Annotated in this window: 20 protein-coding genes, 2 pseudogenes and 1 riboswitch; of the genes and pseudogenes, 9 read left to right on the top strand and 13 right to left on the bottom strand. The window is 57.7% G+C overall.

The genetic code is table 11. From position 1 onward, the window contains the following. Window positions 1–12 precede the first annotated feature (12 nt). The 7 genes and pseudogenes from AC2FGE_RS05585 to AC2FGE_RS05555 form a co-directional block, all read right to left on the bottom strand. Window positions 13–789: an ABC transporter ATP-binding protein gene (locus AC2FGE_RS05585; RefSeq protein WP_496818212.1), complete on the bottom strand. Its 777-nt coding sequence runs from the start codon at window positions 787–789 to the stop codon at window positions 13–15. Then, complete coding sequence (locus tag AC2FGE_RS05580) at window positions 786–1,142, bottom strand: DUF1636 family protein (protein ID WP_496818211.1); 357 nt, start codon at window positions 1,140–1,142, stop codon at window positions 786–788. The genes AC2FGE_RS05585 and AC2FGE_RS05580 overlap by 4 nt, the downstream gene beginning before the upstream one ends. A 98-nt stretch (window positions 1,143–1,240) precedes the next feature. Continuing rightward, window positions 1,241–1,457: riboswitch (cobalamin riboswitch) on the bottom strand. A 58-nt stretch (window positions 1,458–1,515) separates the two neighbouring features. Then, entirely contained in the window at window positions 1,516–2,181 is a 666-nt protein-coding gene (locus AC2FGE_RS05575) for a D-lyxose/D-mannose family sugar isomerase (RefSeq protein WP_496818210.1), read from the bottom strand. A gap of 19 nt (window positions 2,182–2,200) precedes the next feature. Next, window positions 2,201–3,127, bottom strand: coding sequence for a carbohydrate kinase family protein (locus tag AC2FGE_RS05570; protein ID WP_496818301.1), 927 nt, complete (start codon window positions 3,125–3,127; stop codon window positions 2,201–2,203). 34 nt (window positions 3,128–3,161) lie between these two features. Further along, a complete protein-coding gene (locus tag AC2FGE_RS05565; RefSeq protein WP_496818300.1) occupies window positions 3,162–4,121 on the bottom strand; it encodes a glucokinase in 960 nt (319 codons plus the stop codon). A gap of 66 nt (window positions 4,122–4,187) precedes the next feature. Further along, window positions 4,188–5,489 (bottom strand): annotated as a pseudogene (locus tag AC2FGE_RS05560) (GH1 family beta-glucosidase); the annotation flags it as partial. Window positions 5,490–5,491: 2 nt separating this feature from the next. Next, window positions 5,492–6,523 (bottom strand): LacI family DNA-binding transcriptional regulator, encoded by a 1,032-nt coding sequence (locus tag AC2FGE_RS05555; RefSeq protein WP_496818209.1) that lies wholly within the window; start codon window positions 6,521–6,523, stop codon window positions 5,492–5,494. Between the two features lie 290 nt (window positions 6,524–6,813). Between AC2FGE_RS05555 and AC2FGE_RS05550 the strand changes: the two are divergent. The 9 genes and pseudogenes from AC2FGE_RS05550 to AC2FGE_RS05510 all read left to right on the top strand — a co-directional run bounded on the left by AC2FGE_RS05550 (window position 6,814) and on the right by AC2FGE_RS05510 (window position 18,293). Then, window positions 6,814–8,171 (top strand): annotated as a pseudogene (locus AC2FGE_RS05550) (ABC transporter substrate-binding protein). 66 nt (window positions 8,172–8,237) lie between these two features. Then, the gene (locus AC2FGE_RS05545; protein WP_480499858.1) at window positions 8,238–9,245 is read left to right on the top strand and encodes a carbohydrate ABC transporter permease; all 1,008 of its coding nucleotides are present in this window, start codon (window positions 8,238–8,240) and stop codon (window positions 9,243–9,245) included. Window positions 9,246–9,257: 12 nt separating this feature from the next. Then, window positions 9,258–10,406, top strand: coding sequence for a carbohydrate ABC transporter permease (locus AC2FGE_RS05540; protein WP_480548003.1), 1,149 nt, complete (start codon window positions 9,258–9,260; stop codon window positions 10,404–10,406). 9 nt (window positions 10,407–10,415) lie between these two features. Beyond that, on the top strand, window positions 10,416–12,071 hold the full coding sequence (locus tag AC2FGE_RS05535) for an alpha-glucosidase (protein ID WP_496818208.1): 1,656 nt from the start codon (window positions 10,416–10,418) through the stop codon (window positions 12,069–12,071). Between the two features lie 3 nt (window positions 12,072–12,074). After that, on the top strand, window positions 12,075–13,166 hold the full coding sequence (locus AC2FGE_RS05530) for an ABC transporter ATP-binding protein (RefSeq protein WP_496818207.1): 1,092 nt from the start codon (window positions 12,075–12,077) through the stop codon (window positions 13,164–13,166). A 593-nt stretch (window positions 13,167–13,759) separates the two neighbouring features. Then, window positions 13,760–14,884 carry an extracellular solute-binding protein gene (locus tag AC2FGE_RS05525; protein ID WP_496818206.1) on the top strand — a complete coding sequence of 375 codons (1,125 nt, stop codon included), beginning with the start codon at window positions 13,760–13,762 and terminating at the stop codon, window positions 14,882–14,884. A 116-nt stretch (window positions 14,885–15,000) separates the two neighbouring features. Beyond that, window positions 15,001–16,113 carry an ABC transporter ATP-binding protein gene (locus AC2FGE_RS05520; protein ID WP_496818205.1) on the top strand — a complete coding sequence of 371 codons (1,113 nt, stop codon included), beginning with the start codon at window positions 15,001–15,003 and terminating at the stop codon, window positions 16,111–16,113. Window positions 16,114–16,125: 12 nt separating this feature from the next. Continuing rightward, window positions 16,126–17,046 carry an ABC transporter permease gene (locus AC2FGE_RS05515; RefSeq protein WP_496818204.1) on the top strand — a complete coding sequence of 307 codons (921 nt, stop codon included), beginning with the start codon at window positions 16,126–16,128 and terminating at the stop codon, window positions 17,044–17,046. Then, window positions 17,043–18,293, top strand: a complete 1,251-nt coding sequence (locus tag AC2FGE_RS05510; RefSeq protein WP_496818203.1) for an ABC transporter permease — start codon at window positions 17,043–17,045, stop codon at window positions 18,291–18,293. Before AC2FGE_RS05515 ends, AC2FGE_RS05510 begins: the two co-directional genes overlap by 4 nt. Before the next feature lie 39 nt (window positions 18,294–18,332). Here AC2FGE_RS05510 and AC2FGE_RS05505 read toward each other — a convergent pair whose 3' ends face one another. The 6 genes from AC2FGE_RS05505 to AC2FGE_RS05480 are packed head-to-tail and all read right to left on the bottom strand — an operon-like array spanning window position 18,333 to window position 25,079. Beyond that, window positions 18,333–20,249 carry a beta-galactosidase gene (locus tag AC2FGE_RS05505; RefSeq protein ID WP_496818202.1) on the bottom strand — a complete coding sequence of 639 codons (1,917 nt, stop codon included), beginning with the start codon at window positions 20,247–20,249 and terminating at the stop codon, window positions 18,333–18,335. Continuing rightward, window positions 20,246–21,106, bottom strand: coding sequence for an SMP-30/gluconolactonase/LRE family protein (locus tag AC2FGE_RS05500; RefSeq protein ID WP_496818200.1), 861 nt, complete (start codon window positions 21,104–21,106; stop codon window positions 20,246–20,248). The genes AC2FGE_RS05505 and AC2FGE_RS05500 overlap by 4 nt, the downstream gene beginning before the upstream one ends. Further along, on the bottom strand, window positions 21,103–21,708 hold the full coding sequence (locus AC2FGE_RS05495) for a 2-dehydro-3-deoxy-6-phosphogalactonate aldolase (protein WP_496818199.1): 606 nt from the start codon (window positions 21,706–21,708) through the stop codon (window positions 21,103–21,105). The genes AC2FGE_RS05500 and AC2FGE_RS05495 overlap by 4 nt, the downstream gene beginning before the upstream one ends. Next, window positions 21,705–22,598: a 2-dehydro-3-deoxygalactonokinase gene (locus AC2FGE_RS05490; protein ID WP_496818198.1), complete on the bottom strand. Its 894-nt coding sequence runs from the start codon at window positions 22,596–22,598 to the stop codon at window positions 21,705–21,707. Before AC2FGE_RS05490 ends, AC2FGE_RS05495 begins: the two co-directional genes overlap by 4 nt. A 4-nt stretch (window positions 22,599–22,602) precedes the next feature. Further along, window positions 22,603–23,370: an SDR family NAD(P)-dependent oxidoreductase gene (locus AC2FGE_RS05485; RefSeq protein ID WP_496818197.1), complete on the bottom strand. Its 768-nt coding sequence runs from the start codon at window positions 23,368–23,370 to the stop codon at window positions 22,603–22,605. Beyond that, window positions 23,370–25,079, bottom strand: coding sequence for an IlvD/Edd family dehydratase (locus AC2FGE_RS05480; RefSeq protein ID WP_496818196.1), 1,710 nt, complete (start codon window positions 25,077–25,079; stop codon window positions 23,370–23,372). The genes AC2FGE_RS05485 and AC2FGE_RS05480 overlap by 1 nt, the downstream gene beginning before the upstream one ends. Between the last annotated feature and the right edge of the window lie 8 nt (window positions 25,080–25,087).

Raw genomic sequence — 25,087 nt, 5'->3', positions numbered from 1 at the left:
CAATCTCTCCTGTTAAGATGAAAGCGTTCGTTTTCGGATATCCAGCGCCGGGATCATGCGCCCTTCGTGCTGGAAGCACAGGTAGTCAACACCAAAAGTGTCGCGCACATGATCCGGCGTTAGTATCTGGTCGACTGGCCCAAAGCCCGTCATGCGTGTGGATTTCATCAGCGCGACATGGCTGGCGAATTCCGGGATCATGACAAGGTCGTGTACGATCATCACCACCGTCACGCCCAGTTCGGCAACCAGCGACAGCATGTGCCCCTTGGCATCGGGGTCCAGATGATTGGTGGGCTCGTCCAGAAACAACAGCGAGGGGTTCTGAGCCAATGCACGCGCGATATGGGCGCGTTGGCGTTCGCCGCCCGAGAGCCGCTGCATCGGCTTATCCGCCAGATGGGTCAGCTCGGTTGTGCGCAGAACGCACGCAAGATCCATCTTGTGGTCTTTCGCCGAGCGGTCGCTTTGAATGGGAATCTGACCCAGCGCAACGTAGTCGCGCAGCTTTAGGCGGCCATCGGGCAGTTCCTGCTGACCAACAACCGCAATGGTCCGGGCGCGTTCTTGCGCAGACAGGCTGCGCAGGCTTTGACCGTTGATCCGCACGTCCCCCAGCGCCAGACGCTCGACCCCGCAGATCAGGTTCAGCAGCGTTGTTTTGCCGGCACCGTTCGGACCGGCAATGGCAAGTATGGCCCCTTCTTCCAAAGAGAATGAGACGTCTTGTAGCAACACATCGCCATTCAGGGCGTAGTATTCCAGATTCTCCGCGACCAGAAAGCTCATGCCTTACCCGCCTTTGGAAGACGGGGCAGACGTGCCAGAGTTTTGAACAGCAAGGCGGGGGGGCGATCCGTTGCGCTGGTCCAGCCGCTCTCGCTGTCGCGGTACTGATGGGCGAAGGTGGCGATCGCATCCAGATCGGCAGTGCTTTGAATATCGCCAAACAGGTATTGGGCTTTGCCTTCGGCTTGCAGACCTATGGCCATGGGACGTTCGCATCCTGCCATACATGGGATCAGTCGCGTAGCGAACCCGTCGGGCAGCGACGCGTCCAGCAGACTTTGGGCGGCGCTGGCTTCGATCTCACCCTGGCAGGTCGAGCAGATCAGCACAAAGTGGTCAGGTGTTTTGTCCACGGCTATCCTCAACGCGCAAAATGCCCGCATAGAAAGTACCGGTCCTGTAAGGGCGCAAATCTGCCATCAATCCTCCTTCCAGGACGCCCCGTCCCGGGTTGGTTTCACAGGTGATGGCAGGTCTCCTGACTTGCGGGTCGTTGCTTGGCCAACCTTCCCGGCCTTTTCGGGCCAGTGGTGATTTGGCGTTGCTCACCGCTTACAGTTGCGGGGGCAGTCACGGATTTGGCCTGACCCGGGTGTCCCGGGGCCGCACCGTATTCCCATTTTCATCCCGCAATCAAAGTAGCGGGAACCATCACAGGCCAGCTATTCTGGAGAAGGCAAGCTTGTCAAGCAATCGCTGAGAGGCTCGTGTCAGATACGGGGTGGATCAGTAATCCGCAACCAGCAGGAATTCGGCCTCGGTATCTTCTTCGATCGTGGCAAAGCGCGGGATGGGTTGTTCGAAGACGTTATCGGTGCGGTCGTCGTTTACGGTTGAGACCTCGCCGATTAGGCAATCCCCGCGCTCGGCCCAGAAGGCGTGCCAGATACCGGGCATCAATGTTACGCTTTCGCCGGGTTTCAGGCGCAGCAACTCACCAGGAGTGATGGTGATGTCGCATCCATCACTGGGAACCACAACTGGTGTGTCGCGGTCGACGCTGCCGTCGGGGTCCGAGGCATAGATCTCCATCACCAGATCGCCGCCGCCCCGGTTGATGATATCTTCGGCTTTGACGATGTGGCGATGCATTGGCGACAGCTGCTTGTCGCGCGAGATCAGTAGTTTCTCGGCATAGAGCATCCCGCGGCCCTGGCTCAGATCATTCTCATCCCCATTGCGCAGGGTGAACAGGAACAGGCCAAGCTCATCAAATTTGCCTTGCCCGTAATCGGTGATGTCCCATCCCAGCCCCCGGGCGCGGATCGTGTCGGCCTTGGCGCTGCGCATCTGATCCGGGGACCAGTCGGCAAATGGGGGCAGGATGAACCCGAAAGACTGGATAAAGGCCTGTGCTTCGGTCTTGATGCGGTTGATGTCGGAACGTTTCATGTGACTTCCCTTTTGGGGACTAAAGCTCATGCGCCCAGGGTGGGTTGGCCCCGGCACGCGACACGGTGACTGCTGCAACATCTGCACCCAACGCTAGAGCGGCGCGCAGGCACTCTGTTGTCAGATCGCGTAGCGCGGGTTCGGTCAGATGCCCAGAACGGTGAAGTTCGGCCAGTACACCAGCGTTGAACGTATCACCCGCCCCCACCGTATCGACAACCTGAACCGCTTTAACCGGTATCGTGGTTTCCGAGCCATCGCGTAGATAGCCCGAGGCTCCTTGGCTCCCACGTGTAACAATCACAACCGAGGGCCCGGCTTGCAGCAACAAAGGCACCTTTTCGGCATGGGTTTCGGGCCCCGGAATGATCCAGTCCAGATCCTCATCCGAGACTTTGAGGATATCAGTCTGCGCAATCATGGCATTCAAACGGGTGCGGTATCTGGTCTGATCCTGAATAAATCCCGGTCGGATGTTGGGGTCCAGCATTACGGCCCGATCCGCCCCGTGATGGCTCAGCAGGGCAGCATAAGCATCGGCGCAGGGTTCGCAGGCAAGACTGATACCGCCTAGATACAGGGTCGAGATCGCAGGCAATTGGTCGGGCATATCCTCAGGCCGAAGCATGCGCCCGGCAGTATTTTCGTCAACAAAGTTGTACGACGCGTGTCCATCGACCAGTTTCACAAACGCCAACGTGGTGGGGCGGTCGCTGGTGATCACATGGGATGTATCCACATGGCTCGCTTTCAGCGTTTCTGCCAATTGTTCACCAAACATATCGGACGACAAGCCGGTCAGCATGCCAACAGGCGCGCCCAATCTCCCCAACGCGATCGCCGTGTTGAAAATTGCACCTCCAGAATGGGGTACATACCCTTGGGCACCCGAGACTGTAGGCTCGGTGATCATATCGATCAGCGCTTCTCCGCAGCACAGGATCATCCCGCGTTCCTTCATTGAGAATTGTCAGGCGGTTCTACCGCATGAGGGCATTTTTGCAGAAGTTGTTAGCGCCAACAATGCCAAATTCGACCTGTTCGGAGACATAGAGATCCATTCCGCGCCGCAGCTCGCTGAACCGGCCACCATTGTTGAAGGCATCCAGAAAACTGTCTCCGAACAGCCAACGGTTTTTTTCCGCCACGCCGCCGACCAAAAAGACGCCGCCAATCGGCATCAATGTGACGGCCATATCCCCTAGTAGAGCGCCCAGATGCGTTGTGAACAGCGCTGCGGTTTGGACTGCGTGCGGATCAGTACCGGATCGTGCATCCTGCAGGATGTCCCGTGCCGGGCGCGCGGAGATATTGGTTTGACCCGCCGCCATCGCCACTGCTCGGTACAAGATTGGCAGTCCGGTGCCGCTGAGAAACATCTCGGCCTCCAAGCTCAGGCTGTCGCCAAAGAAGCATTCGGGTGCGATACGCCGGGCCGCATCAAAGATATCAACCTCATCCCGGTGGCGCGGCGCAAGGCCGACATGGCCTCCTTCGCCCGAGACGGTGTGATAATGTCCTTCGGAATACAGCAATGCGCCAACACCCAACCCGGTTCCGGGTCCGACCACCAGTCGGGTACCAGGCGGAGGGGTATTCGCGCCTTGTAGAACGGCGACGTCCTTGTCCGTGACCTCCGCCACTGACCAGGCAGCGGCGGTGAAATCGTTGATCACATAGGTGTGCCGGGCGCCGGTGGCCTTAACCAGTTCGGCCTCGGACAAATCCAGATTTGCGTTCGTCAGCTGGATAACGCCATCCTGAACGGGGCCCGCACCTGCGGCAACAACTGCCTGAGGGTCGGTTCCGACGTCATCACGTAGACTGTGAAACGCTTCCAGCAGGTCGGGCAGGGTGCCGGTTGGATGCTTGCGCAATTCGGTGAGTGCACCGTTCTCGACAACCCCAAGCCGGGTATTGGTGCCACCGATATCGGCCACCAGATTCCAATGCTCGTGGACTGCCCCCGCTGGTTGCGCGAGTGGCAGGGCAACAGGGTTCCCTTTGGCCAGCGCGGCTTTTAGGGCGAGATATGAGGCTTTGGGTTTGCGTTCCAGCGTCTCGAAATCCACATCGATCAGACCGAACCGCTTCTCATACCCAAAGGCCCATTCGTAATTGTCGAGAAGGGACCAGACAAAATAACCTTTGACTGGGATCTCTTGCTCCAATGCGCTCTGAACCGCAGTAAGATGCTGGTTCAAATAGTCAATTCGGTCATCATCCTGATCCCGTTCAGGGCTGGCCATGCCGTTTTCGGTTACAAACAGAGGTAGGTTGCCGGTGTATTCCTGTGCGGTGCGCGTCAGGAAGCGGGTGAGGGCGGCCGGCTCGATCTCCCATCCCATCTGGGTTTTGGGCAAAGGTCCGGGAACCTCTTTCAGGCTGGGCCAGGTGGTATCAGACGGGGCAATCAGCTTCCGGGTATAGTAGTTCAGCCCACACCAATCGACAGGTGCGCCGATGGTGTCAAAGTCGTCCTGCCATCCGGTCGGCAAATAAGGCGCGAGCCCCTCCAGAACATTCGCCGGATAGGCCTTCTTGAACGCACCACCCAGAAAGAACCGGTTATAAATCCCATCATACAGATCCGCGGCCTTTCGCGCCTCTGGGCTGTCATCGGCGGGTTCGGCCCATTCCAGATTGAACACCGCACCGAGATTGGACATTCCAAGCCCGCGCATTGCTTGAATGGCGCGACCGTGGGCCAGCAGTACGTGATGCATAGCGCGGGCGGCAGCTCGGATATCGCGCATGCCGGGGGCGTGGTGGCCTTCGAAATGGCTCAGCCAGCTGACGCACCAGGGCTCGTTGATGGGGGCGACGCTATACATGCGATCCCCGATCCGGCCCATGATGATCTCGGTGAAATCTGCAAACCACCCGGCGATATCGCGGTTGCGCCAGCCACCCAGATCAGCAAGGGCCGATGGCAATTCCCAGTGATAAAGCGTTGCGCATGGGCGGATATCGCGCTCTAGCAAGGCGTCGGTTAGCCGGTCGTAGTAATCCAGCCCGGCCTGGTTCACCGTTCCGCGCCCTTCGGGCAGCACACGGGCCCAGCTGGTGGAAAAACGGTAGCAATCAAATCCCGCATCGCGCACCAGATCGAGGTCTTCCGGGAACCTGTTCAGGTGATCGCACGCGAGATCGCCGTTTTCCTGACGCACAACATTGCCGGGGGATGCGGCGAATGTATCCCAATGGGTCTGGCCAGCCCCGCCCTGAGCGTGGCCTTCTATCTGATAGGCAGAGGTTGCCACGCCAAAGAGGAAGTCTTTGGGAAAGTCAGTACGGGTATATTTCATTGCTAGTCCCTGTTGGGCGCCGGGCCTGTTGATCTGCCTACTACCAGTTCAGCTTCCAGCAATCTAGTTTTGGTCGGCGCATCAGGGGATTTGATGCGTTCGATCAGCATATTGGCCGCTATTTCCCCGGCCTTGCGAACAGAGGAGCGGGTGGCAGTAAAGATCGGAACATCCTGTCCATTCTTGAGATAGGACAGGTCATCGTCATGGGCGATGACGGATACATCGCGGCCCATTTGCAAGCCCGCTTCGTCAATCGCGCGCCGAACGCCTATCGCAGAAATCATCGAAGAAATCAGGATTGCGGTTGGTGGATCGTCAAGGTCAAGCATCGTGCGTGTCTCGTGGTGGCCATAGACTTCGGTCATCTCGGCGCTGCGCATTAGATCAGGATCAGGTGCAATACCTGCCTGCGCCAGCGCAGCGAGATAGCCATCACGGCGGCGCTGGGCGAAATCCATGTCTTCAAGGCCGTTAATCAGTGCGATGCGCCGATGACCCAGATCCAGCAAGAATTGGGTTGCCCGTAGGAACGAGCTTTTGTTGTTCACATCAATCCAGTCATAGGGCAGGTCAACACCGGTCGAACGGCCATGCACAATGAACGGAACTGACATCTTGCTGAGTACCGAGATTCGATACTCGTTCACTTTGGGGCCCTGCAAAACCACGCCATCAACTGCACCGCGCTGGAACAGGCTGCGATATGCTTCTTCGATCGAGGTGTCATCGGCATTGGTGAACATCATGTCATAGCCATGCTCGGCATATGTTTTCACGGCGCCAGCGACGAAATCCCCGAAGATGGGGTTCACCATCTCGTGCTGCGACGAACTGGGGATGACATGGCCGATGACCATGGATTTGCCGGTTGCCAAGCCCTTGGCGCGGCTGTTTGGGCGATAGCCATGTTTGGACGCTGCTGCCTGAACGCGCGCGCGCGTGGCCTCATTCACTTCCGGATAGCCGTTCAGGGCGCGACTGACAGTGGTCGGCGAAAGCCCAAGCATATCCGAAAGTTCTTTTAGCGTCATAAGGTGCTCATATTCTGCAAGCGCTTTGAGTTTCTCAAACTCATCTGTTGCGTTTCGTCATACTCATAAAATACGCCATAAAAGTAAAGGTTATTGAACGAAAATTTCAAGAGCCCCCGGAATCGTTGACTTTGAAGCGTAAACGCGCAACTTTACATCTATCCAAAGCGCTTTGGATTGCGGTAGGAAGCTATATTGCCGTGATTCTCGTGTCGGAACGCGTGGCAGATACGTCGCGGATCGGGTCGGGCCCGAACAACTAAAAGCTTGATAAGCTGTGGGAGGACATCATGAAGAAGTCGTTTTACGCCAGTGCTGCGGCACTGGCGCTGAGTGCGGGGGCGGGATTGGCGCAGGCTGATCTGACGTTTACGCCGGGCGAAGGCCCGTTCAATTGGGACAGCTACAATGCCTGGGCAGAAACAGCGCCGGATCTGAGCGGCCAGACCGTTACCGTCTCGGGCCCCTGGCTTACGCCGGAAGATGGCTATTTCAACAACATGACCGCCTATTTCGAAGCGGCGACGGGCGCAGATGTGATCTATACCGGCTCGGACAGTTTCGAACAGCAGATTGTCATCGATGCCGAGGCTGGTTCGGCCCCCAATGTTGCAGTGTTCCCGCAGCCTGGCCTGGCTTCGATCATGGCGTCGAAAGGACAGTTGTCCCCCCTGGGCGACGACATGGCTGCCTGGGTCGGTGACAACTACGCCGCGGGTGAGTCCTGGGTCGATCTGGGTACCTACAAAGACGCTGATGGCAACGACCAGATGTACGGCTTCTTCTACAATGTGAACGTCAAGTCTCTGGTTTGGTACAACCCCGAGAACTTCGAGGATGCCGGATATGAAGTGCCGACGACCATGGAAGAACTCAAGGCTCTGACCGAACAGATCGTTGCAGATGGTGAAACGCCCTGGTGTATCGGTCTGGGGTCCGCGCCGCAACTGGCTGGCCTGCGACCGACTGGGTTGAGGATATGATGCTGCGCACCCAGCCGCCGGAAGTCTATGACCAATGGGTTACCAACGAGATTCCGTTCAACGACCCTCGTGTCATCGCTGCAATCGACGAATTCGGTTGGTTTGCGCGCGATGATGCCAAAGTCTCCGGCGGTGCAGGTGCGGTTGCCTCAACCGATTTCCGCGACAGCCCCAAGGGTATGTTTGCCTCACCGCCTGAATGCTACATGCATCGTCAAGCGTCCTTCGTTCCGGCCTTCTTTCCGGAAGATGTCGAATTCGGTCTGGATGCAGATTTCTTCTACATGCCGGCCTTTGCTGACAAGGACCTGGGTAACCCGGTTCTGGGTGGCGGGACATTGATGGCTGTAAGCAACCCCTCCGACGCGACAACCGCGTTCATGGAGTTCCTCAAACAACCCATCGCGCATGAGATCATGATGGCGCAGACCGGCTTTCTGACACCGCATAAAGGCGTAAATACAGAAGCTTATAAGGATGATACCCTGCGCGGTTTGGGGGATATCCTGCTGGGCGCGACCACGTTCCGTTTCGACGGGTCGGACCTGATGCCAGGTGCTGTTGGCGCAGGCACGTTCTGGACTGGCATGGTCGACTATACAGGCGGCAAATCCGCCGAAGAAGTCACGGGTGAGATTCAATCCTCCTGGGACGCCATCAAATAATCTGACAACCCTTTGGGCATCCCGCACGCCGGGGTGCCCATGCCTGTCGCCGCGAGGGAGGATAGCATGCATCCGGCAATACAAGGCCTGCTGACGATCGCCATTGGTGTGTCGGGATGTGTGGGCTACTTCTACCTATCCAACCAAGTTCTGGATAAATTTCTGTTTCCAGCGCGTGGCCCAAATGCAGGGCGCAATATCAACCGCGCCAACATGATCCGGCCCTGGCTGTTTCTGTTGCCCGCCTTGCTCGCACTGGGTGTGTACCTGGCCTATCCGGTTGTTGAAACCCTACGCCTGTCGCTGACAGACCGCGTTGCGGGTGGCGGCTATGTATGGGCCGGATTCGACAATTACGTGCAAATGGTTGCCGAACCCAAGTTCTGGGAGGCGATGCGCAACAATATGCTATGGCTGATTGTGGTTCCGGCCATGTCCACAGCATTTGGTTTGCTGGTTGCACAGCTGACCGACCGCATCCGCTGGGGCAACGTCGCCAAATCGCTGATCTTCATGCCGATGGCAATTTCATTCGTCGGTGCCTCGGTGATCTGGAAACTGGTCTACGATGCGCGGCCCATCGATCAGGATCAGATCGGCGTCCTGAACGCGATTTATATCTTCTTCGGTGGCACCGAGACGCACACCTGGCTGACGCTTCCGTTCTGGAACAATTTCTTCTTGATGGTCGTTCTGGTCTGGATTCAAACCGGCTTTGCCATGGTGATCCTGTCTGCCGCCCTGCGCGGTATCCCGGAAGAGACCATCGAGGCCGCCATTCTGGACGGGGCCAACCCCTTCCAGATCTTCTTCAAGATCAAAGTGCCGCAGATCAAAACCACGATCATGGTTGTCTGGACCACCATCACAATCGTCGTTCTCAAGGTCTTTGACATCGTCTTTGCCATGACCAACGGTCAGTGGGAGACGCAGGTTCTGGCCAATTACATGTACGACAAGATGTTCCGTGCCAATGACTGGGGCGTGGGGTCGGCCTCGGCCATGGTGATCATGTTGCTGGTCACTCCGATTTTGGTCTGGAACGTGCGCAATGCGCGCAAAGAAATGCAGTAGGAGGTTGGGGATATGAGCGATATTGCGGGAACCCGGCCAGCCCTTCGCTGGGTTGTACATGCCTCGGTGGTGTTTCTTGTCGTGCTTTGGGTGTTCCCAACGCTGGGCTTGTTGATCTCGTCTTTCCGAACGGGGGATCAGATTGCCAGCAGCGGCTGGTGGCGGGCTTTGTTTCCGTCAGAACAGAACCTGACCCTACGCGCTGCCGGGCCAGACACGCAGGTCTCAACCGACGGGATGTATGTCATCGAAGGCAATGTTTTTGACGGTGAGAAGGCCTCGGACATCAGCAGATGGGGGGTCAACTCTCGGGCCATCGATGCCTTTGCCCCCGGCGAAACGGCTGAGCTGCGCCGCGGAGGGACAATAACGGTTCAGGCCAACGGCGACTACCGGATGGAGAACACAGAGGCGTTTTCTGGCAATCGCGGTCCCCGAGTGTTTGTGACCACCACCTTGCCGCCCGAGTTCACGACCGAGAATTATGCCCATGTTCTGTTCAACGCGAACAGTGCCGACAGCATGGCTAAGGCGTTTTTCAATACGTTGACGGTGACGATACCGGCGACGATCATCCCAATCCTAGTTGCGGCCTTTGCGGCTTACGCGCTGGCTTGGATGGATTTCCCGGGGCGGGCATTGTTGATCGCTGCCGTTGTTGGTCTGTTGGTGGTGCCGTTGCAGCTGGCTTTGATCCCGCTGCTGAAACTACACCTCAATATCGGGATCGGCAAAGGGTACCTGGGGGTTTGGATGGCCCATACCGGTTTTGGGATGCCTTTGGCGATCTACCTGTTGCGCAACTACATGGCCGGATTGCCACGCGATCTGATCGAAAACGCGCGGGTGGATGGGGCGACTGAGTTCCAGATTTTCACCAAACTCATCCTGCCACTGAGCTTTCCAGCGCTGGCATCCTTTGCGATCTTCCAGTTCCTGTGGACATGGAACGATCTGCTGGTTGCCAAAGTGTTCCTGATAGACTCATCAGGTCAGACGACGGTGATGACCAACCGCATCGTCGAGTTGCTGGGTACGCGCGGCGGTAACTGGGAAATTCTTGCCACGGCGGCCTTTGTATCGATTGCCGTTCCGCTGGCTGTCTTCTTCGCAATGCAAAAATACCTGGTCCGGGGCCTGTTGGCCGGATCTGTCAAATAGAGGCGTCTGATGAACGTGCAGAACACCGCAGAACTTTCCAAAGCAACCAAAGTGTCGTCCGAGTGGTGGCGCGGTGGGGTGATCTATCAGATTTACCCGCGCAGCTTTCAGGATAGCAATGGCGACGGTATTGGTGACCTTAAAGGCATCACGCAACGGCTTGATTATATCGCGTCGCTTGGCGTGGATGCGATCTGGATATCGCCGTTCTTCAAATCTCCGATGAAGGATTTTGGCTATGATGTCAGTGACTATCGGGACGTGGATCCGATGTTCGGCACCTTGGCCGATTTTCAGGAGCTTCTGGACAAGGCGCACGCCAAGGGACTGAAGGTCATGATCGATTTGGTCCTGTCTCATACGTCGGATCAGCACCCTTGGTTCAGCGAAAGCCGCACCAGCCGGGACAATCCGAAATCTGATTGGTTCGTCTGGGCCGATCCCAAACCCGATGGGACGCCGCCGAACAATTGGCTGTCGATCTTTGGCGGTTCGGCCTGGCAATGGGATTCTCGCCGTCTGCAGTATTACCTGCATAACTTCCTGAGTTCGCAGCCTGATCTGAATTTCCATTGCCGTGAGGTGCAGGATGCGCTGTTGGACATGGCGCGATTCTGGTTGGAATTGGGGGTTGATGGCTTCCGTCTGGATACGATCAACTTTTACTTTCACGACAAGGAGTTGCGGGACAACCCAGCCCTTTCGATTGAGCAACGCAATGCTTCGATCGCACCAGCCGTGAACCCCTATAATCACCAAAACCATCTGTATTCCAAAAGCCAGCCGGAAAACATCGCGTTCCTGGAGCGCCTGCGCGCCTTGACGAATGAATACGAGGGCCGTGCCTGCCTGGGTGAGATCGGTGATGCGCAGCGTGGGCTTGAGATCATGGGCGAATACACCACCGGCAACGAGCGGATGCACATGTGCTACGCGTTCGAATTTCTTGAGAAACGGGCGCTGACGGCAAACTATGCCAAACAGGTCTTTGACGAATTGGCCGCAAAGGCGCGGGATGCCTGGCCCTGCTGGGCGTTCTCGAACCACGATGTTGCGCGCCATGCGTCGCGCTGGAACCTCACTGAGGCTGCCGCCCGGCAATATGCGGTGCTGATGATGTGTTTGCGCGGATCGACCTGCCTGTATCAGGGCGAGGAACTGGGCCTGCACGAAGCGGATGTTCCGTTTGACAAGCTGCAAGACCCGTATGGCATCGAGTTCTGGCCTGAATACAAAGGGCGCGACGGGTGCCGCACGCCGATGGTCTGGGTGTCGCAGGATGAACAATCCGGGTTCAGCGCAGGCGAGCCTTGGTTGCCGGTCAGCGCTGCACAGGCCGAACAGGCTGTTGACCGGTTAGAAGCTGATCCGCAATCGATGCTCAACCATTATCGCCGTGCCATTGCTTTGCGCCACGCGCATCCGGCGCTGGCGACCGGCGCACAGGCACAGATGGAGCAGACCGGAACGGTTCTGACCTTCCTGCGCGAAAATGAGACCGAAGAGGTGTTTTGCGCCTTCAACCTGGGATCAGAGGCTGCGGAGATCTCGTTGCCTCAAGGCCAATGGCGCGCCATTGGTCAGGATCTGGGCGCGGTTGAAGGCAAAGATCGGGTCACACTGGGTGCAGCGCAGTTCTGCCTGACGGTCAGGGAAAAGGGGTAAACCATGTCTGAACTCAAACTGACGGATGTTGCCAAATCCTATGGCCCAATTGATGTCCTGAAACATATCGATCTGGACATCGAGCAAGGTGAGCTGATCGTTTTTGTCGGCCCCTCGGGTTGCGGGAAATCAACGCTCTTGCGGATGATCGCTGGGTTGGAGAAAATCACCGGTGGCACGCTGGAGATTGAAGGGCAGGTGATGAACGATGTCCCGCCCGCGCAGCGGGGTATCGCCATGGTGTTCCAAAGCTACGCGCTTTATCCGCATATGACTGTGCGCGAAAATATGGCCTTCGCGCTGAAAATCGCCAAGATGCCCGCATCGGAAATTGACGCCTCAGTGGAGCGTGCGGCGCAGATTTTGCAGCTTGAACCGTTCCTGGATCGTCTGCCCAAGGCCTTGTCGGGCGGGCAGCGCCAACGTGTTGCCATTGGTCGTGCGATTGTGCGCGACCCAAAGGTCTATCTGTTTGACGAGCCGCTTTCGAACCTTGATGCCGCGCTTCGTGTGGCGACCCGGATCGAGATCGCACGTCTGAAAGAGGCGATGCCAGACAGCACAATGATCTATGTGACCCATGATCAGGTTGAGGCGATGACCTTGGCCAGCCGCATCGTTGTTCTCGCAAACAAGGGTATTGCGCAGGTTGGTACGCCGCTGGAACTGTATGAGACACCCGACAATGAATTCGTCGCGCAGTTCATTGGATCGCCCTCGATGAACCTGCTTCCCGGGCGGATCACCGGCACTGGAGCGACAACCACGATTGCGTTGGCGTCAGGGGGAACTGCAGTTTCGTCGATCCCGACTGAGGCCAGTGACGAAGGGCGAGAGGTGAATATCGGCGTGCGTCCCGAAGACCTTGTGCTGACCGAGGAGACTCCGATCCTGACCGGAACCGTAGATTTCACCGAAGCCCTGGGTGAGGTGACATTGCTCTATTTCGAGAAATCCGAGGGGGTCGAGTCATTCATCGCCAAACTGCCTGGCATACAGCGCAATCTGCGGGGTCAATCCGTATCGGTGACGGCGGCGCCACACAAGGTGCATCTATTCCATAACGGCATGTCAATGAGACGGCACAGCGCCTAAACTGGCCGTGGCGCTCCCCCGAGGGGCCACTTAACTGAATTTCATAATGCCAGATTCGGTTCGTTTGTTCGACGATCAGATAGTGATCAGGCGCCGGACGTTTCGGATTATGTCTTTGCCTTTCGCAGACCGCTGGCGAGGTAAGAGTTTGCTGTATGGCGTTGTTCGAGCGGGTCCTGGTTTCCACGACAGAGCGGAGCGCCAGTTGGCGACCAGGCAATGATCGCCATAATATCGTATATATATCAACATTATAGTGCTGCCTCTAAGCTGCTTTGGTGGGCTCATCTCGTCTTTTGGTGTTCGACTGGTCTTGCCCAATGCGATAGGTGCCAATCGAAATGCGAACTGTTAGCTGTGCAGATCACCATTTGTTATTTGGTACAAGTATGTTGTTGGTCCTTTTACAAACCCGGCCTAAGGTGAACGCGTCTGGCATATTTTGAAACATGTCGACGAAAGAAGCCGGACATGATTGCAAACTGGACTCATCAAAACTGCCAACTGTCACTTTCGAGCAGACAGCTCTGCCGCGAAGGTCTAGCCTGCAATCAAAACAAAAAAATCCAACGGCTAACCATGGGAGATACAAAATGGTCGATCGGAAAACTCTTTCCAGACGCACGGTGCTGAAAGGCGCAGGTGCTGCTGCTTTGGCGGCCCCGCTTTACAGCAAAAGCGCGCTGGCATCGTCGGGCGAAATCAACATTCTGATGTGGTCGGACTATCTGCCGCCCAGCTTTATTCAGGAATTTGAAACGCTGACCGGGATCAAGGTGAACTATACCGGTATCGGATCGAACGAAGAAATCATCAACAAGATGAAGGCCACCAAAGGCCAGGGCTTTGACATCGTGTCGCCCACCAACAACCGCTCGCTTCAGTGGGAACCGCTGGAGCTGCTGCAACCGTTCGACATGAACAAGGTGCCGGTTGATCTGGTGAACCCGGCGATGGCGAAGATCGGTACCGACGCGTGGAACTTTGGCGACAGCGGCGCGCATTGGCTGCCGCATATCTGGGGCACCGAAGGCATTGCTTACCGTACTGACCTGTGGTTGCCCGAAGGTGACGCGCCATCATACGGCGATGTCTGGTCCGAAGCGAACGCGGGCAAAACCATGGGTCGCGCGCATTCGATGATGCTGGGTGCAGGTCTCTACATGGAGCGCGCGGGCGAGATGGAGCCTGGTTCGGTCTGGGCCGCTTATGGCGACGAAGACACCATGCGCAAGGTCTGGGGTCAGATCACCGATTGGTGCGTTGCGCGCAAGGATCGGATCAAACTGATCTGGAACGACGCCGACACCCAAAAGAACGGTCTGCTGAACGAAGGTGTGGTCGTTGGCCAAACTTGGGACGGCCCGCCGCTGGCGTTGAAATCCGCAGGTGAGCCTGTGCACTATCAAGCCCCGGTCGAGGGTGCGATGGCTTGGGTCGACGGTATCTCGATGCCGACCGGTGCGCAGAACGTTGAACAGGTTTATGCCTTCATCGATTTTGCCTATCAGGCGAAACCGGCGGGCGTTGCGATTGACAGCCACGGCTACAATTCGCCTGTTCTGGGTGCTGACCAGTATTCGGGTGACACCTACAAGAAGAACTTTGCGGAAGCCTATCCAGGTGACTCGCTGGCCAACCTCAACCCGTGGCCGGCCGAAGCACCTTGGTATGCGGAAACGCGGACCGAGTTCGTCAACAAGTTCAAAAGCGCCTGATCGCGTAACATCTGGTCCCTCGCCATTGGGCGAGGGACTAAACCCTGAGCGTCGCAAAGGCGCCTCAGGCCCTATCCGCGTGCCAGCACAACGCGCGCCAGTCGGAGATATCTAACATGAGTGCAGGGGTCGGAGTAGATCTGGAAAACCTGTGGATCCGTTTCGGTGATTTTGTCGCCGTGCGTGATGCCAATGTGAACATCAACGGGGGCGATTTCTTTTCGTTCCTTGGCCCCTCGGGCTGTGGCAAGACCACGATCCTGCGCGCGGTCTCGGGGTTTTTGGACCCTAGCGAAGGTAAGGTTCTGATCGGTGGCAATGACATGCGGGGCATTGGTCCCAATAAACGCCCGACCGCACTGATCTTTCAGAACCTTGCGTTGTTTCCGCTGATGAAGGTTTGGGAGAACATTACCTTTTCGATGGAAATCAACGGCGCGAGCGCCGCGGAACGCCGCAAGCGCGCTGATGAGCTGCTGGATATGATCGCGTTGCCGGGGCAGGGCGACAAGCTGCCCAGCGAGCTTTCCGGTGGTCAGCGTCAGCGGGTGGCCATTGCACGCGCGCTTTGTGCGGAACCTGATGTTCTGCTGCTGGATGAACCGCTTTCTGCGCTTGACCTTAAGTTGCGCCAGCATATGCGGACGGAACTGCGCGAAATTCAACAACGCGTCGGCATTACCTTTATCTACATCACTCATGACCAAGGCGAAGCGCTGACCATGTCGGACAATATCGCCGTGATGCGTGCGGGAGTGATCGACCAGATCGCGGATGGCAAAACCATCTACAACGATCCCAACACCGCCTTTGCGGCCTCTTTTGTGGGGGAAAACAATGTGTTCCGCGGCAAGATCAAGCAGGTCATGGGCAATGAGGCGATGATCGCGACCAACCGGTCCGGCGATCTGGTGGCGCGCATCTCTACCGCCAATCAGGGCAAACTGAAAGAGGGTGACGACGCAATGATGTTCGTCCGGCCCGAGGCGTTTGCCATCGCGCCTGATGGCAGCACCGGAGATCACTTTGTCACTGCGCAGGTGAAACACGAAGAGTTTGAAGGCAATGTCTTCAACATCTTCACCGAAGGGGATGGGGGCAAAGAGATTAAAGTCTCGCTACCCAACCTCGGGCAGTCCTTCGAAGACCACACTGGCCAGATGATCACGTTGGAATACGAGACCCGCAATGCGGTTCTGGTTCCGGCGGGTGAACTGGCGGCAGAGTAAAGGGTCAGACAAATGCCCCAATTTCTGAGGGAATTCTTCAACCGCAATGGCACCGGCATGGGTTTGATGATCCTGGGTCTGGTCCTGTTTTGGACCATCGGCCTGATCATCCTGCCCCAGCTATCTATGCTGGACTTCTCTTTCCGTCCAAACTTGCCCCCGCCCGAGATTGGTGGGCCAAAGGACGTCTATACGCTGGAGAACTATAAATATCTGATCTACGGGCCAGAAGGTGGCAGCCAGGATTACAACGCAGTTGACCTAAGGGTGTTTTTCCGCACGCTGCTGGCGGCGGTTTGCGTGACGATCTTTAACCTGATCATCTGCTATCCGATTGCCTATTATTTGGGTCAAACCAAAGGCAATCACATCCGCATCTTTGCGATCATGCTGATCATTCCCTACTGGATCAACGAGATCCTGCGCGCGTTCGCTCTGCGCATCATCTTCGGAGAAACCGGCGTGCTGAATACCCTTTTCATGGGGCTGGGCATTTGGGATGTTCCCTTTGACTTCATCCGCAACGACATCGCGCTCTATGCAGGGCTTGGCTACGCCTACATCCTGTTGATGATCTTCCCGATGTATAACGTGATAGAAAGCCTGGATAAAAACCAGATCGAAGCTGCACGTGATCTGGGTGCACCGTGGTGGAGGATTCACTGGCGAGTGGTCATTCCTTATGCCAAGCCGGGGATCAGTTCGGGCTGTACGATGGTCTTTATGCTGAGCGCGGGCGCGCTGGCCGCACCACAAATCTTGGGCGGGCCGTCTAGCCTGTGGTTTACGCAACTGATCTATCAGCAATTCAACGACAACAATGACTGGCCGCAAGGGGCTGCCTACGCCATCGTGCTGCTGGTGACCTGTATCCTGTTCGTGCTGGCCGTGATGCGCCTGTTCAAGGTGAATATGGGGGATATCGGGAAATGAATAACTCCTTCCTCCGCATAAGCATCTGGGTCTATCTGGTCATCTTCTTCCTGTACCTGTTGGGGCCGCTGGTGATCATGTCGGTCACTGCCTTTAACTCTCCCAGTTTCCCAAGGATGAGTCCGTGGGAATGCCTGACCTTCCAGTGGTTCGGAGAGCTGTTTCAGGATCAACGCATCCTGAATGGCATCAAGAACTCGCTCATCATCGGGGCCGGGACTGTTGTACTGTCGGTGGCAATGGGTCTGGCGGGTGCGTTGATGCTAACGCAGATCTGGCCCAAGCTGCGGGCGACCTATTACACGGTCATCATCGCGCCGATCCTGATCCCGGGTGTTGTCTTGGGTATCTCGACACTGGTTTTCTGGGATCGGATCAACCGGATGCTGGGGCTGGGCGCGGATAGTTTCCTGTCCAATGGCATCTTCCTGACAGTGATCGGGCAATCCACCTTTATCGCTAGTTATTGCATGCTGGTGCTGGTGGCGCGTTTGCAGCGCTATGACACTGCGCTGACCGAGGCCGCACTGGACCTCGGCGCCAGTCATGCGCAGGCGTTTCGCAAGATCCTGCTGCCTTTCATGCGCCCGGCGATTGCTTCGGCGGCGGTGCTGGCGTTCCTCGCTTCGTTCGAGAATTACAACACCACCACATTCACCTTTGGTGAATACCCGACGCTGACCATCGAACTGGCTCAGAAGGTGCGGTATGGTATCACGCCCGCGATCTCGGCTCTGGCCTTTATCATCGTGGCGTTGACCGTGTTCTTCGCCTTGCTGAACGAAGCGAAGCTGAAACGTCAGGAACTGGTCGCAGCAGCGCGCAAAGAGGCCACGGTGGAAGAGCTGGCAGGCAAGATCAAACTGCCCGGCTTCTTCTCGGGGAATATGGCTGCGGTTCTGGTTGTGGTGTTTGCGGTGGCGACGATCACTGTGGTTGGCACCGCCACCGCCTATGATCCGGGTCAGTGTATCGCCGACGTGCGTGCGCAAAAGCAGTTGGAGGCTGAACAGCGTATCCAAAAGCTGCGTCAGGAACGCGAGGAGCGTCGCAAGCAGCGCGAGGCCGAAGAGGCCGAGCAAGGCGGCACGCAAACCGCACCGAAACCGTCAAACAACAGTGGTTTTGGGAATGTCTTTGCCCCTAACACGCTGGGTGGTGATGAAAGCTCTGATTCCGAAAGTGAGCCGTCGAATAACGGTGGGTTTGGTGGGGTCTTTGACCCCAACAGCCTGCAGAACGACTAGGCGCGGGGCCTAAGCAAACCTGCTGCCGCCCGAATGGATTTAGCTCTGTTCGGGCGGTATGCGTTTCAGGATCGCCACATCGCAACCCGCGATGTCGTGCCCGTTCCATCCTACCGCATTGGGGTTGTAGTTGATCAGGAATGTATGCTCTGAGGTGTCGCGGCGGCGCAGCCCTTCCGGCATGGGCGTTAGGATCAGGCCGGTCTGCTCAGCGGCCATTGCTAAGATGCGGTCCCAAAGCTCTGGGTCAGGGAACCCGGCCAAATACCACAGACCACCTTCACCCTTTATGGCGGGTGTTCCATCCTCGAAACTCAGCACTTCCGGGGCGCTGCCTGTCAGCCGGTCGATCCAATGCTGCGCGGTGCCGCCTCCGGTCACGGGGCGGTTGATGTTGGGCGGAAGAGTTTCGACCAGTGCGACGTCGCAATTCAGACCGGCCAGTCCGGGTCGTCCGGTTGTTGGGATCTGAAAATCATGGGTAATCGCGCCGCTGCGCGGGCCAAGAATGGCCAACTCACAGGCATTGGTCAGGCGCTGTTCCAGATCACCTTCTACTGTCGCCAGACCCGGTGCCAGGATCAGTTTGTAGCCCTTTGGAATGGCTTTTGCCGACACAATATCGACCGACAGCCCTGCACGCCGCAGCGCACGATAAGCCGAGAACACAAGCCGGAAGTAATCAAACCCAGCCCCCTGAGGTTGTGTTGTCCAGGCCCAGTCCGAGGCATAGTCGAACAGGATGGCAACCTGCGCTTGTTGCTGTTCCACCGCGCCCAACATTGTCAATTCATTGGCTGTTTGGCGCGCTTCGGCCATCGCAGGCGCATCTGCGTTGTTAGAAGTCAACAGGCCCGCATGCATCTGTTCCTGCGCAAAGGGGGCCTGCCGCCAGCGGAAATAGCTGACAACCTCGGCCCCATGCGCCACGGCCTCAAGCGACCAGAGGCGGACCATGCCGGGCAGGGGGGCAGGGTTGAAGGGGGCCCAGTTCACCGGGCCGGGCTGTTGTTCCATCACCCACCAGCGCCCGTGTCCGACTGTGCGGTACAGGTCATGGTGAAAGGCTTGCATATCGGGATCACCCTGTTGCAGATATCTGGTCTTGTGGTCCAGATCATCTTCCAGCCGGTCCGACAGGAACCCGATCGGATAGCTGTCCCAGGTGGCGATATCCAGATCGGCCCCCACATCGAAATGATCAAACTCCAACACGCGGCCCATATAGTTGTGCAACAAGGGCGCATCGGTCAGCGGCCGAAGCACATCCACCTGAGCCTTGTTGAACGCCACAACCTGATCCGAGCTAAAACGACGGAAGGCCAGCACATGCGCCGGGTTTGGTTCGGTCACGGTTAGGTTGGGCAGTTCGATCTGGTCGAAGCGGTTGTACTCCATCGACCAGAACACATTGCCCCACGCCTCATTCAGCGCTTCAATCGTGCCATACTGATCCGCCAGCCAGCGCTGAAACGCGGCAAGGGCGGGGGTGCTGTAGCTAAGCGTTGTGTCATGGCAGCCATATTCATTGTCGATCTGCCAAGCCGCGATATGTGGATTGCGACCGTAGCGTTCGCCCATGATCCGGGTGATACGGGTGCATTCGTTGATATAGCCCGCATGGCTGAAACAGTAATGTCTGCGCGAGCCGAACTTGCGCAGTTGGTCTTGCGGATCGACAGCCAGCATGTCGGGATGTTTGTCCAGCATCCAGCGGGGTGGGGTGGCCGTCGGAGTGCCCAAAACCACCTTCAGCCCCGCCGCCCCCAGCGTTTCGATTGCGCGATCCAGCCAGTTGAACTGCAGATTGCCGGGTTGTGGCTCCATCCGGCTCCAGGCGAACTCGCCGATCCGGACCCAGCGCAGGCCGGCCTCAATCATATGCGCGGCATCTTCGGCCCAAACAGCCTCGGGCCAGTGTTCGGGGTAGTAGCAAACGCCAAGTTCGGGTTTCATAGAAGGACTCTGTGTTCTGCCTGACCTTGCCCGACATTCGGGGCAAAAAAGGTCATTCCGTTTGTGGGTTGGTCACCAAGCGCCTCAGTACTCAGCCCCTCGCGGGCGGTTGTACAGAAAAGCGTGCTCAAATCGTCGCCGCCAAAGGCGGGACACGAAGTATGCGCGGCGTCAAATGTTACCGCGTGCTGAAACTGCCCCGAAGGATCATAGCACGCAACCCGCGCCGCGCCCCATTGTGCGATCCAGATATGGCCCGCTGCGTCGACAACTGCACCATCCGGGTGCAGGGCCTCATCACGGAAATCCAGAAAAACCGAAGCCTCACCCTCAGGCCAGCCTGTTTCAAGGTCTAGCCCCCAACGCATGACTTGCTGTGTCGTTGTATCAGCATAGTACGCACAAGAGCGGTCGGGCGCGAAGCAGATTGCGTTTGAGATCGTGACGTTTGGAACCAGAGGGCGCAGCTCACCCCGCCAGAACCGATAGATCGATCCGGCATGTGGTTCGGCCTGTTTGCCCATGGTTCCGATCCAGAACCCGCCCCACGGATCAGCGCGCCCATCATTGGAACGGGTCGCCGGGTTGTCAGCTTCCAGCGGGATCAGAAGTATCTTTTGGCTCGTTTCCAATGAGAATCGCCAAAGACCGGTTTCAGACGCGATCAACAGGGTATCTTTGTCTACCCAACCCGCTGCCGACACATGTTCCGCGAAATCCCAGCTGTTCTGTTCATCCCCCTCGCGGGTCATCAGACGTTTGTTGTTGATATCAAACCAGAAAAGCTGCTGCCGTTCCGGGTGCCATAAAGGCCCTTCCCCCAAATCACAGGGGCGGTTGTCAAATATCTGACTCATCCGATGGCCGAGTCATAGGCGTTGACGATCTGCTGTGCGCGGTCGGCAATTTCAGAGAGACCCATGCCCGGCTTATAGAGCGCCGAGCCAATGCCGAACCCATCCGCACCGGCGGCAATCCAGTCACCAAAATTCTCAGGTCCCGCACCGCCGACGGCGTAGACCAGCGTTCCCTTTGGCAAAACAGGGCGCAATGCGGCCAGGCCCGTTGTCCCGGCCATCACGCCAGGGAATAGTTTCAGCCCGGTGGCACCTGCCTTCAGCGCCGCAAAAGCTTCGGTGGGGGTGAAGACGCCCGGCCAGCTTTGCATGTTCAATACTACGCTGCGCGCAATCACTTCGGCATCGTAGTTTGGTGAAACTATCAGTTTGCCGCCGACGCGTGCGACATCTTCGACCTGTTCGACAGTCAGAACCGTTCCGGCCCCGATCACTGCTTTGTCCCCAAAGGACATGGCCAATTGGCTGATACTGTCCAGCGGGTCAGGCGAATTCAGCGGCACCTCGATGCGGTCGATACCGGCGTCGATGATAACGCGACCAACCGCTTCGGCCTCCGACGGTTGCAATCCGCGCAGAATGGCGATGATAGGGCGGCTCATGCGGTTTGCCTCGTCAGGCTGCGGGCCAATGCCAATCCGGCCAAGGTGACCTCGGTGGCATTGGCGGTTTCGACAAATGCGCCCTGTGTTTTCAGCGCTTGAGCATAGATATTGGCGATCTGATCGGCGCCAATGATGGCCAGCTGCTGGCCCAACCAATAGGCGCGCGTGGCAGCCAACTCAGCCCCGATCAACAGGCCAGACAGCCGTGCACGTGCAATGGCTCCGTCCTGCCCCTGCAACAGATCTGCAGCACGCAGGCCAAACAGACGCCCGGCAAGGTTTTCGGGCTTTGACAGCGTGTCCGCCAGCACCTCGGCAAAGGCCGCATCATCCCACCCCTCACCGACCGAGTGCCTCAGCACGGAGTGCCCGCCCAGCAGTTCAAACATCTCTCCGGTCATGAAGGTGCGAAAGCTGACCACTTCGCCCGCGCTAAGCTGCACCCATTTGGTGTGCGTGCCGGGCAGGCACAAAACCCCATCCCAATTGGGTCGCGCAGCCACAAAACCGGCAATTTGTGTCTCTTCGCCGCGCATGACATCTGGTGGTGCCGTCTGTTTCAGGCCGGGTACAACAAAGGCGCGAATGCGGGGATCTGTGTCCGGCACGCGCACCGGGACACTGGGCACCGGTTCTGAGGGTACGGCAACATAAGGGGCCTCAACCCAGCCCTGGCGTGCGCCGACCATACCGCAGGCGATGACATCGATCGGACCATCGCTCAACCATGGTTCGACCAGTGACAGAAGTGCAGCCTGAAACTCACCTTTGGCCACGCGCGACATGCCCTTGTCACACTGCGCTAGATCCACGGCCCTGTCGCCCTGCATGGCCCAAGCCCGTAGATGGGAGGTTCCCCAGTCGACAGCAATCCACTCCGCCTTCATATCCTCACCCCGATACCACCACGCCACCGTCGACAGCCATACACTGACCGGTCATGGCGCGGCTTGCGTTTGAGGCCAAAAACAGCGTTGGCGCAATCATGTCCTCCGGTGTCAGATGTTCTTTAAGGCACTGGCGGTCCAAATGGGCGGCCAGGTCCTCGGGCGTGGCCCACATATCCAGTTGTTTTTGAGTCAGGACCCAGCCGGGGGCCAGAGCGTTCACGCGGATGTTTTGTGGCCCCAATTCGCGCGCCAACGAGCGTGTCATGCCGGTGATGCCGGCATTCGAGGTTGTGTAGATCGGATAGCCCGCATTGCCCATGATATAGCTGATCGAACTGAAATTGACGATAGCGCCGCCCTTATCCTGCATCTGGCGTGCCGCCTCCTGACACGCAAAGTAGTAGGCCTTCAGATTCACCTCGATCATCCAGTCCCAGAATTCGGTGGTGGACTCTTCCAGCGAGTGGCGTTTGTCATTGGCCGCGTTGTTGATCAGAATGTCCAAGGGACCATGTGTCTCGGCTGCCTTCTGCATCGTGGTGTGCAGCAGTTCGGTATCGGTCATGTCGCCCTGCATGAACAGCGGTGCGCGCCCGTGTTTGTCGCGCATCTCTTCGACAAATCCGCTGGCATCCGAGCGGCCAATAAAGGCCACATTCGCGCCTTGGGCCAGAAATCCATCGGTCAGGGCGGCGCCAACACCCGAGCCGCCGCCGGTGATATAGACCGAGGCCCCGTTCAAATCGTGGAATGTCGCGGGTTGGGTCATCAGTGGCTCTCTCTGGTCACAAGGCGGGTATCTTTGCCGACAAGGAAATCAAGATCGGCACCCTGATCGGCTTGCAGCACGTGATCGATATAGAGTTTTGCATATCCGCGCGTGTAATGCGGATTATCCGGTTGCCATACCGCGCGGCGGGCGTCCAGTTCCTCTTCGTCGACTAGCAGTTCCATCTCGCCCTGGCTGGCCGAGATACGGATGCGGTCACCGGTTTTGACCAGCGCCAAGGTGCCGCCCGCCTGCGCTTCGGGGCTGACATGCAGGATGACGGTGCCATAGGCGGTGCCCGACATGCGCGCGTCGGAAATGCGGATCATGTCGCGCACGCCTTCTTTCACCAACTTCGCCGGGATCGGCATGTTGCCAACCTCGGGCATACCGGGATAGCCCTTGGGGCCACAGCCTTTCAGGACCAGAATGGTCTCGGGTGTCACCGGTAGATCGTCGCGGTCGATATTGGCTTTCAGGTCTTCGATGTTCTCGAACACATAAGCCTCAGCCTCGGTCTCCAGCAGCGTGTCTGTCGCCGCCGAGGGTTTCACGATGGCCCCGTTTGGCGCAAGGTTGCCGCGTAGGACACGCAAGCCTGCGGCAGGTTTTACCGGATCGTTGAAGGGGCGGATAACGTCTGTGTTGAAGCATTCAGCCCCATCGTAATGGGCCGAGATATCCTTGTTCAAAACTGTCTTGGCCGGTCGCAAAAAGGATTTGAGTTCGTTCAGAACAACCGGCACGCCGCCTGCGTAACAGAAGTCTTCCATCAGGTATTTGCCCGAAGGCATGCAGTTTACCAGCAAAGGAATCTCTGAACCGATTTCGAAGTCCTTCAACGTCAGGTCCACACCGACACGACCCGCCAGCGCCAAAAGGTGGACCACAGCGTTGGTCGAACCGCCGACCGCCGCGTTCGCCAGAATGGCGTTCTCGAATGCTTCCTTGGTCAGAATGTCCGATGGTTTGAGGTCTTCGTCCACCATCTCGACAATTCGCTTGCCGGTCAGATGCGCCAGCGCCATGCGGCGCGCATCGACGGCGGGCAGGGCAGCATTGGTGGGCAGAGACATGCCCATCGCCTCGACCAGTGAGGCCATGGTTGAGGCCGTGCCCATGGTCATGCAGACCCCGGCGCTGCGCGACATGCCGGATTCGGCGTTCATGAAATCTTGCAGGGTCATCTCTCCGGCCCGGACTGCTTCGGAGAACTTCCAAACATCGGTACCCGAGCCGATATCCTGACCGCGATACTTACCGTTCAGCATCGGGCCTGAACTGACGACAATTGAGGGCAGATCGACTGACGCCGCGCCCATCAACTGCCCCGGTGTGGTCTTGTCACACCCGCCCAGCAGCACGACACCGTCGATGCCATAGGCACGGATCGATTCCTCGACATCCATGGCCAGCAGGTTGCGAAACAGCATGGCGGTGGGTTTCATCTGGGTTTCACCCAGCGACATGACCGGGAATTCGACCGGAAAGCCTCCGGCCTCCCACACACCGCGTTTGACGCCCTCGGCCAGATCGCGCAGGCCCGAGTTGCAGGGGGTCAGCTCCGACCATGTATTGCAGATGCCAATAACTGGACGCCCGTCAAACGCGTGGTCGGGAAAGCCTTGGTTTTTCATCCACGATCGGTGGATGAAGCCATCCCTATCGAGTTTTCCGTACCAATGCTGTGAACGGCGTTTCTTCGTCATATGCGGGG

It is taken from the genome of Ruegeria sp. YTSA075 (assembly GCF_059610245.1).
The sequence above is the reverse complement of the archived record's forward strand: the minus strand, read 5'-3'. Positions and strand labels throughout refer to the sequence as shown.

Excerpts from the sequence above, each read along its gene's own strand:
- AC2FGE_RS05585 (WP_496818212.1), bottom strand. The coding sequence starts at position 789 with ATGAGCTTTCTGGTCGCGGAGAATCTGGAATACTACGCCCTGAATGGC.
- AC2FGE_RS05575 (WP_496818210.1), bottom strand. The coding sequence starts at position 2,181 with ATGAAACGTTCCGACATCAACCGCATCAAGACCGAAGCACAGGCCTTT.
- AC2FGE_RS05570 (WP_496818301.1), bottom strand. The coding sequence starts at position 3,127 with ATGATCCTGTGCTGCGGAGAAGCGCTGATCGATATGATCACCGAGCCT.
- AC2FGE_RS05555 (WP_496818209.1), bottom strand. The coding sequence starts at position 6,523 with ATGACGCTAAAAGAACTTTCGGATATGCTTGGGCTTTCGCCGACCACT.
- AC2FGE_RS05545 (WP_480499858.1), top strand. The coding sequence starts at position 8,238 with ATGCATCCGGCAATACAAGGCCTGCTGACGATCGCCATTGGTGTGTCG.
- AC2FGE_RS05540 (WP_480548003.1), top strand. The coding sequence starts at position 9,258 with ATGAGCGATATTGCGGGAACCCGGCCAGCCCTTCGCTGGGTTGTACAT.
- AC2FGE_RS05535 (WP_496818208.1), top strand. The coding sequence starts at position 10,416 with ATGAACGTGCAGAACACCGCAGAACTTTCCAAAGCAACCAAAGTGTCG.
- AC2FGE_RS05530 (WP_496818207.1), top strand. The coding sequence starts at position 12,075 with ATGTCTGAACTCAAACTGACGGATGTTGCCAAATCCTATGGCCCAATT.
- AC2FGE_RS05525 (WP_496818206.1), top strand. The coding sequence starts at position 13,760 with ATGGTCGATCGGAAAACTCTTTCCAGACGCACGGTGCTGAAAGGCGCA.
- AC2FGE_RS05520 (WP_496818205.1), top strand. The coding sequence starts at position 15,001 with ATGAGTGCAGGGGTCGGAGTAGATCTGGAAAACCTGTGGATCCGTTTC.
- AC2FGE_RS05515 (WP_496818204.1), top strand. The coding sequence starts at position 16,126 with ATGCCCCAATTTCTGAGGGAATTCTTCAACCGCAATGGCACCGGCATG.
- AC2FGE_RS05510 (WP_496818203.1), top strand. The coding sequence starts at position 17,043 with ATGAATAACTCCTTCCTCCGCATAAGCATCTGGGTCTATCTGGTCATC.
- AC2FGE_RS05505 (WP_496818202.1), bottom strand. The coding sequence starts at position 20,249 with ATGAAACCCGAACTTGGCGTTTGCTACTACCCCGAACACTGGCCCGAG.
- AC2FGE_RS05500 (WP_496818200.1), bottom strand. The coding sequence starts at position 21,106 with ATGAGTCAGATATTTGACAACCGCCCCTGTGATTTGGGGGAAGGGCCT.
- AC2FGE_RS05495 (WP_496818199.1), bottom strand. The coding sequence starts at position 21,708 with ATGAGCCGCCCTATCATCGCCATTCTGCGCGGATTGCAACCGTCGGAG.
- AC2FGE_RS05490 (WP_496818198.1), bottom strand. The coding sequence starts at position 22,598 with ATGAAGGCGGAGTGGATTGCTGTCGACTGGGGAACCTCCCATCTACGG.
- AC2FGE_RS05485 (WP_496818197.1), bottom strand. The coding sequence starts at position 23,370 with ATGACCCAACCCGCGACATTCCACGATTTGAACGGGGCCTCGGTCTAT.
- AC2FGE_RS05480 (WP_496818196.1), bottom strand. The coding sequence starts at position 25,079 with ATGACGAAGAAACGCCGTTCACAGCATTGGTACGGAAAACTCGATAGG.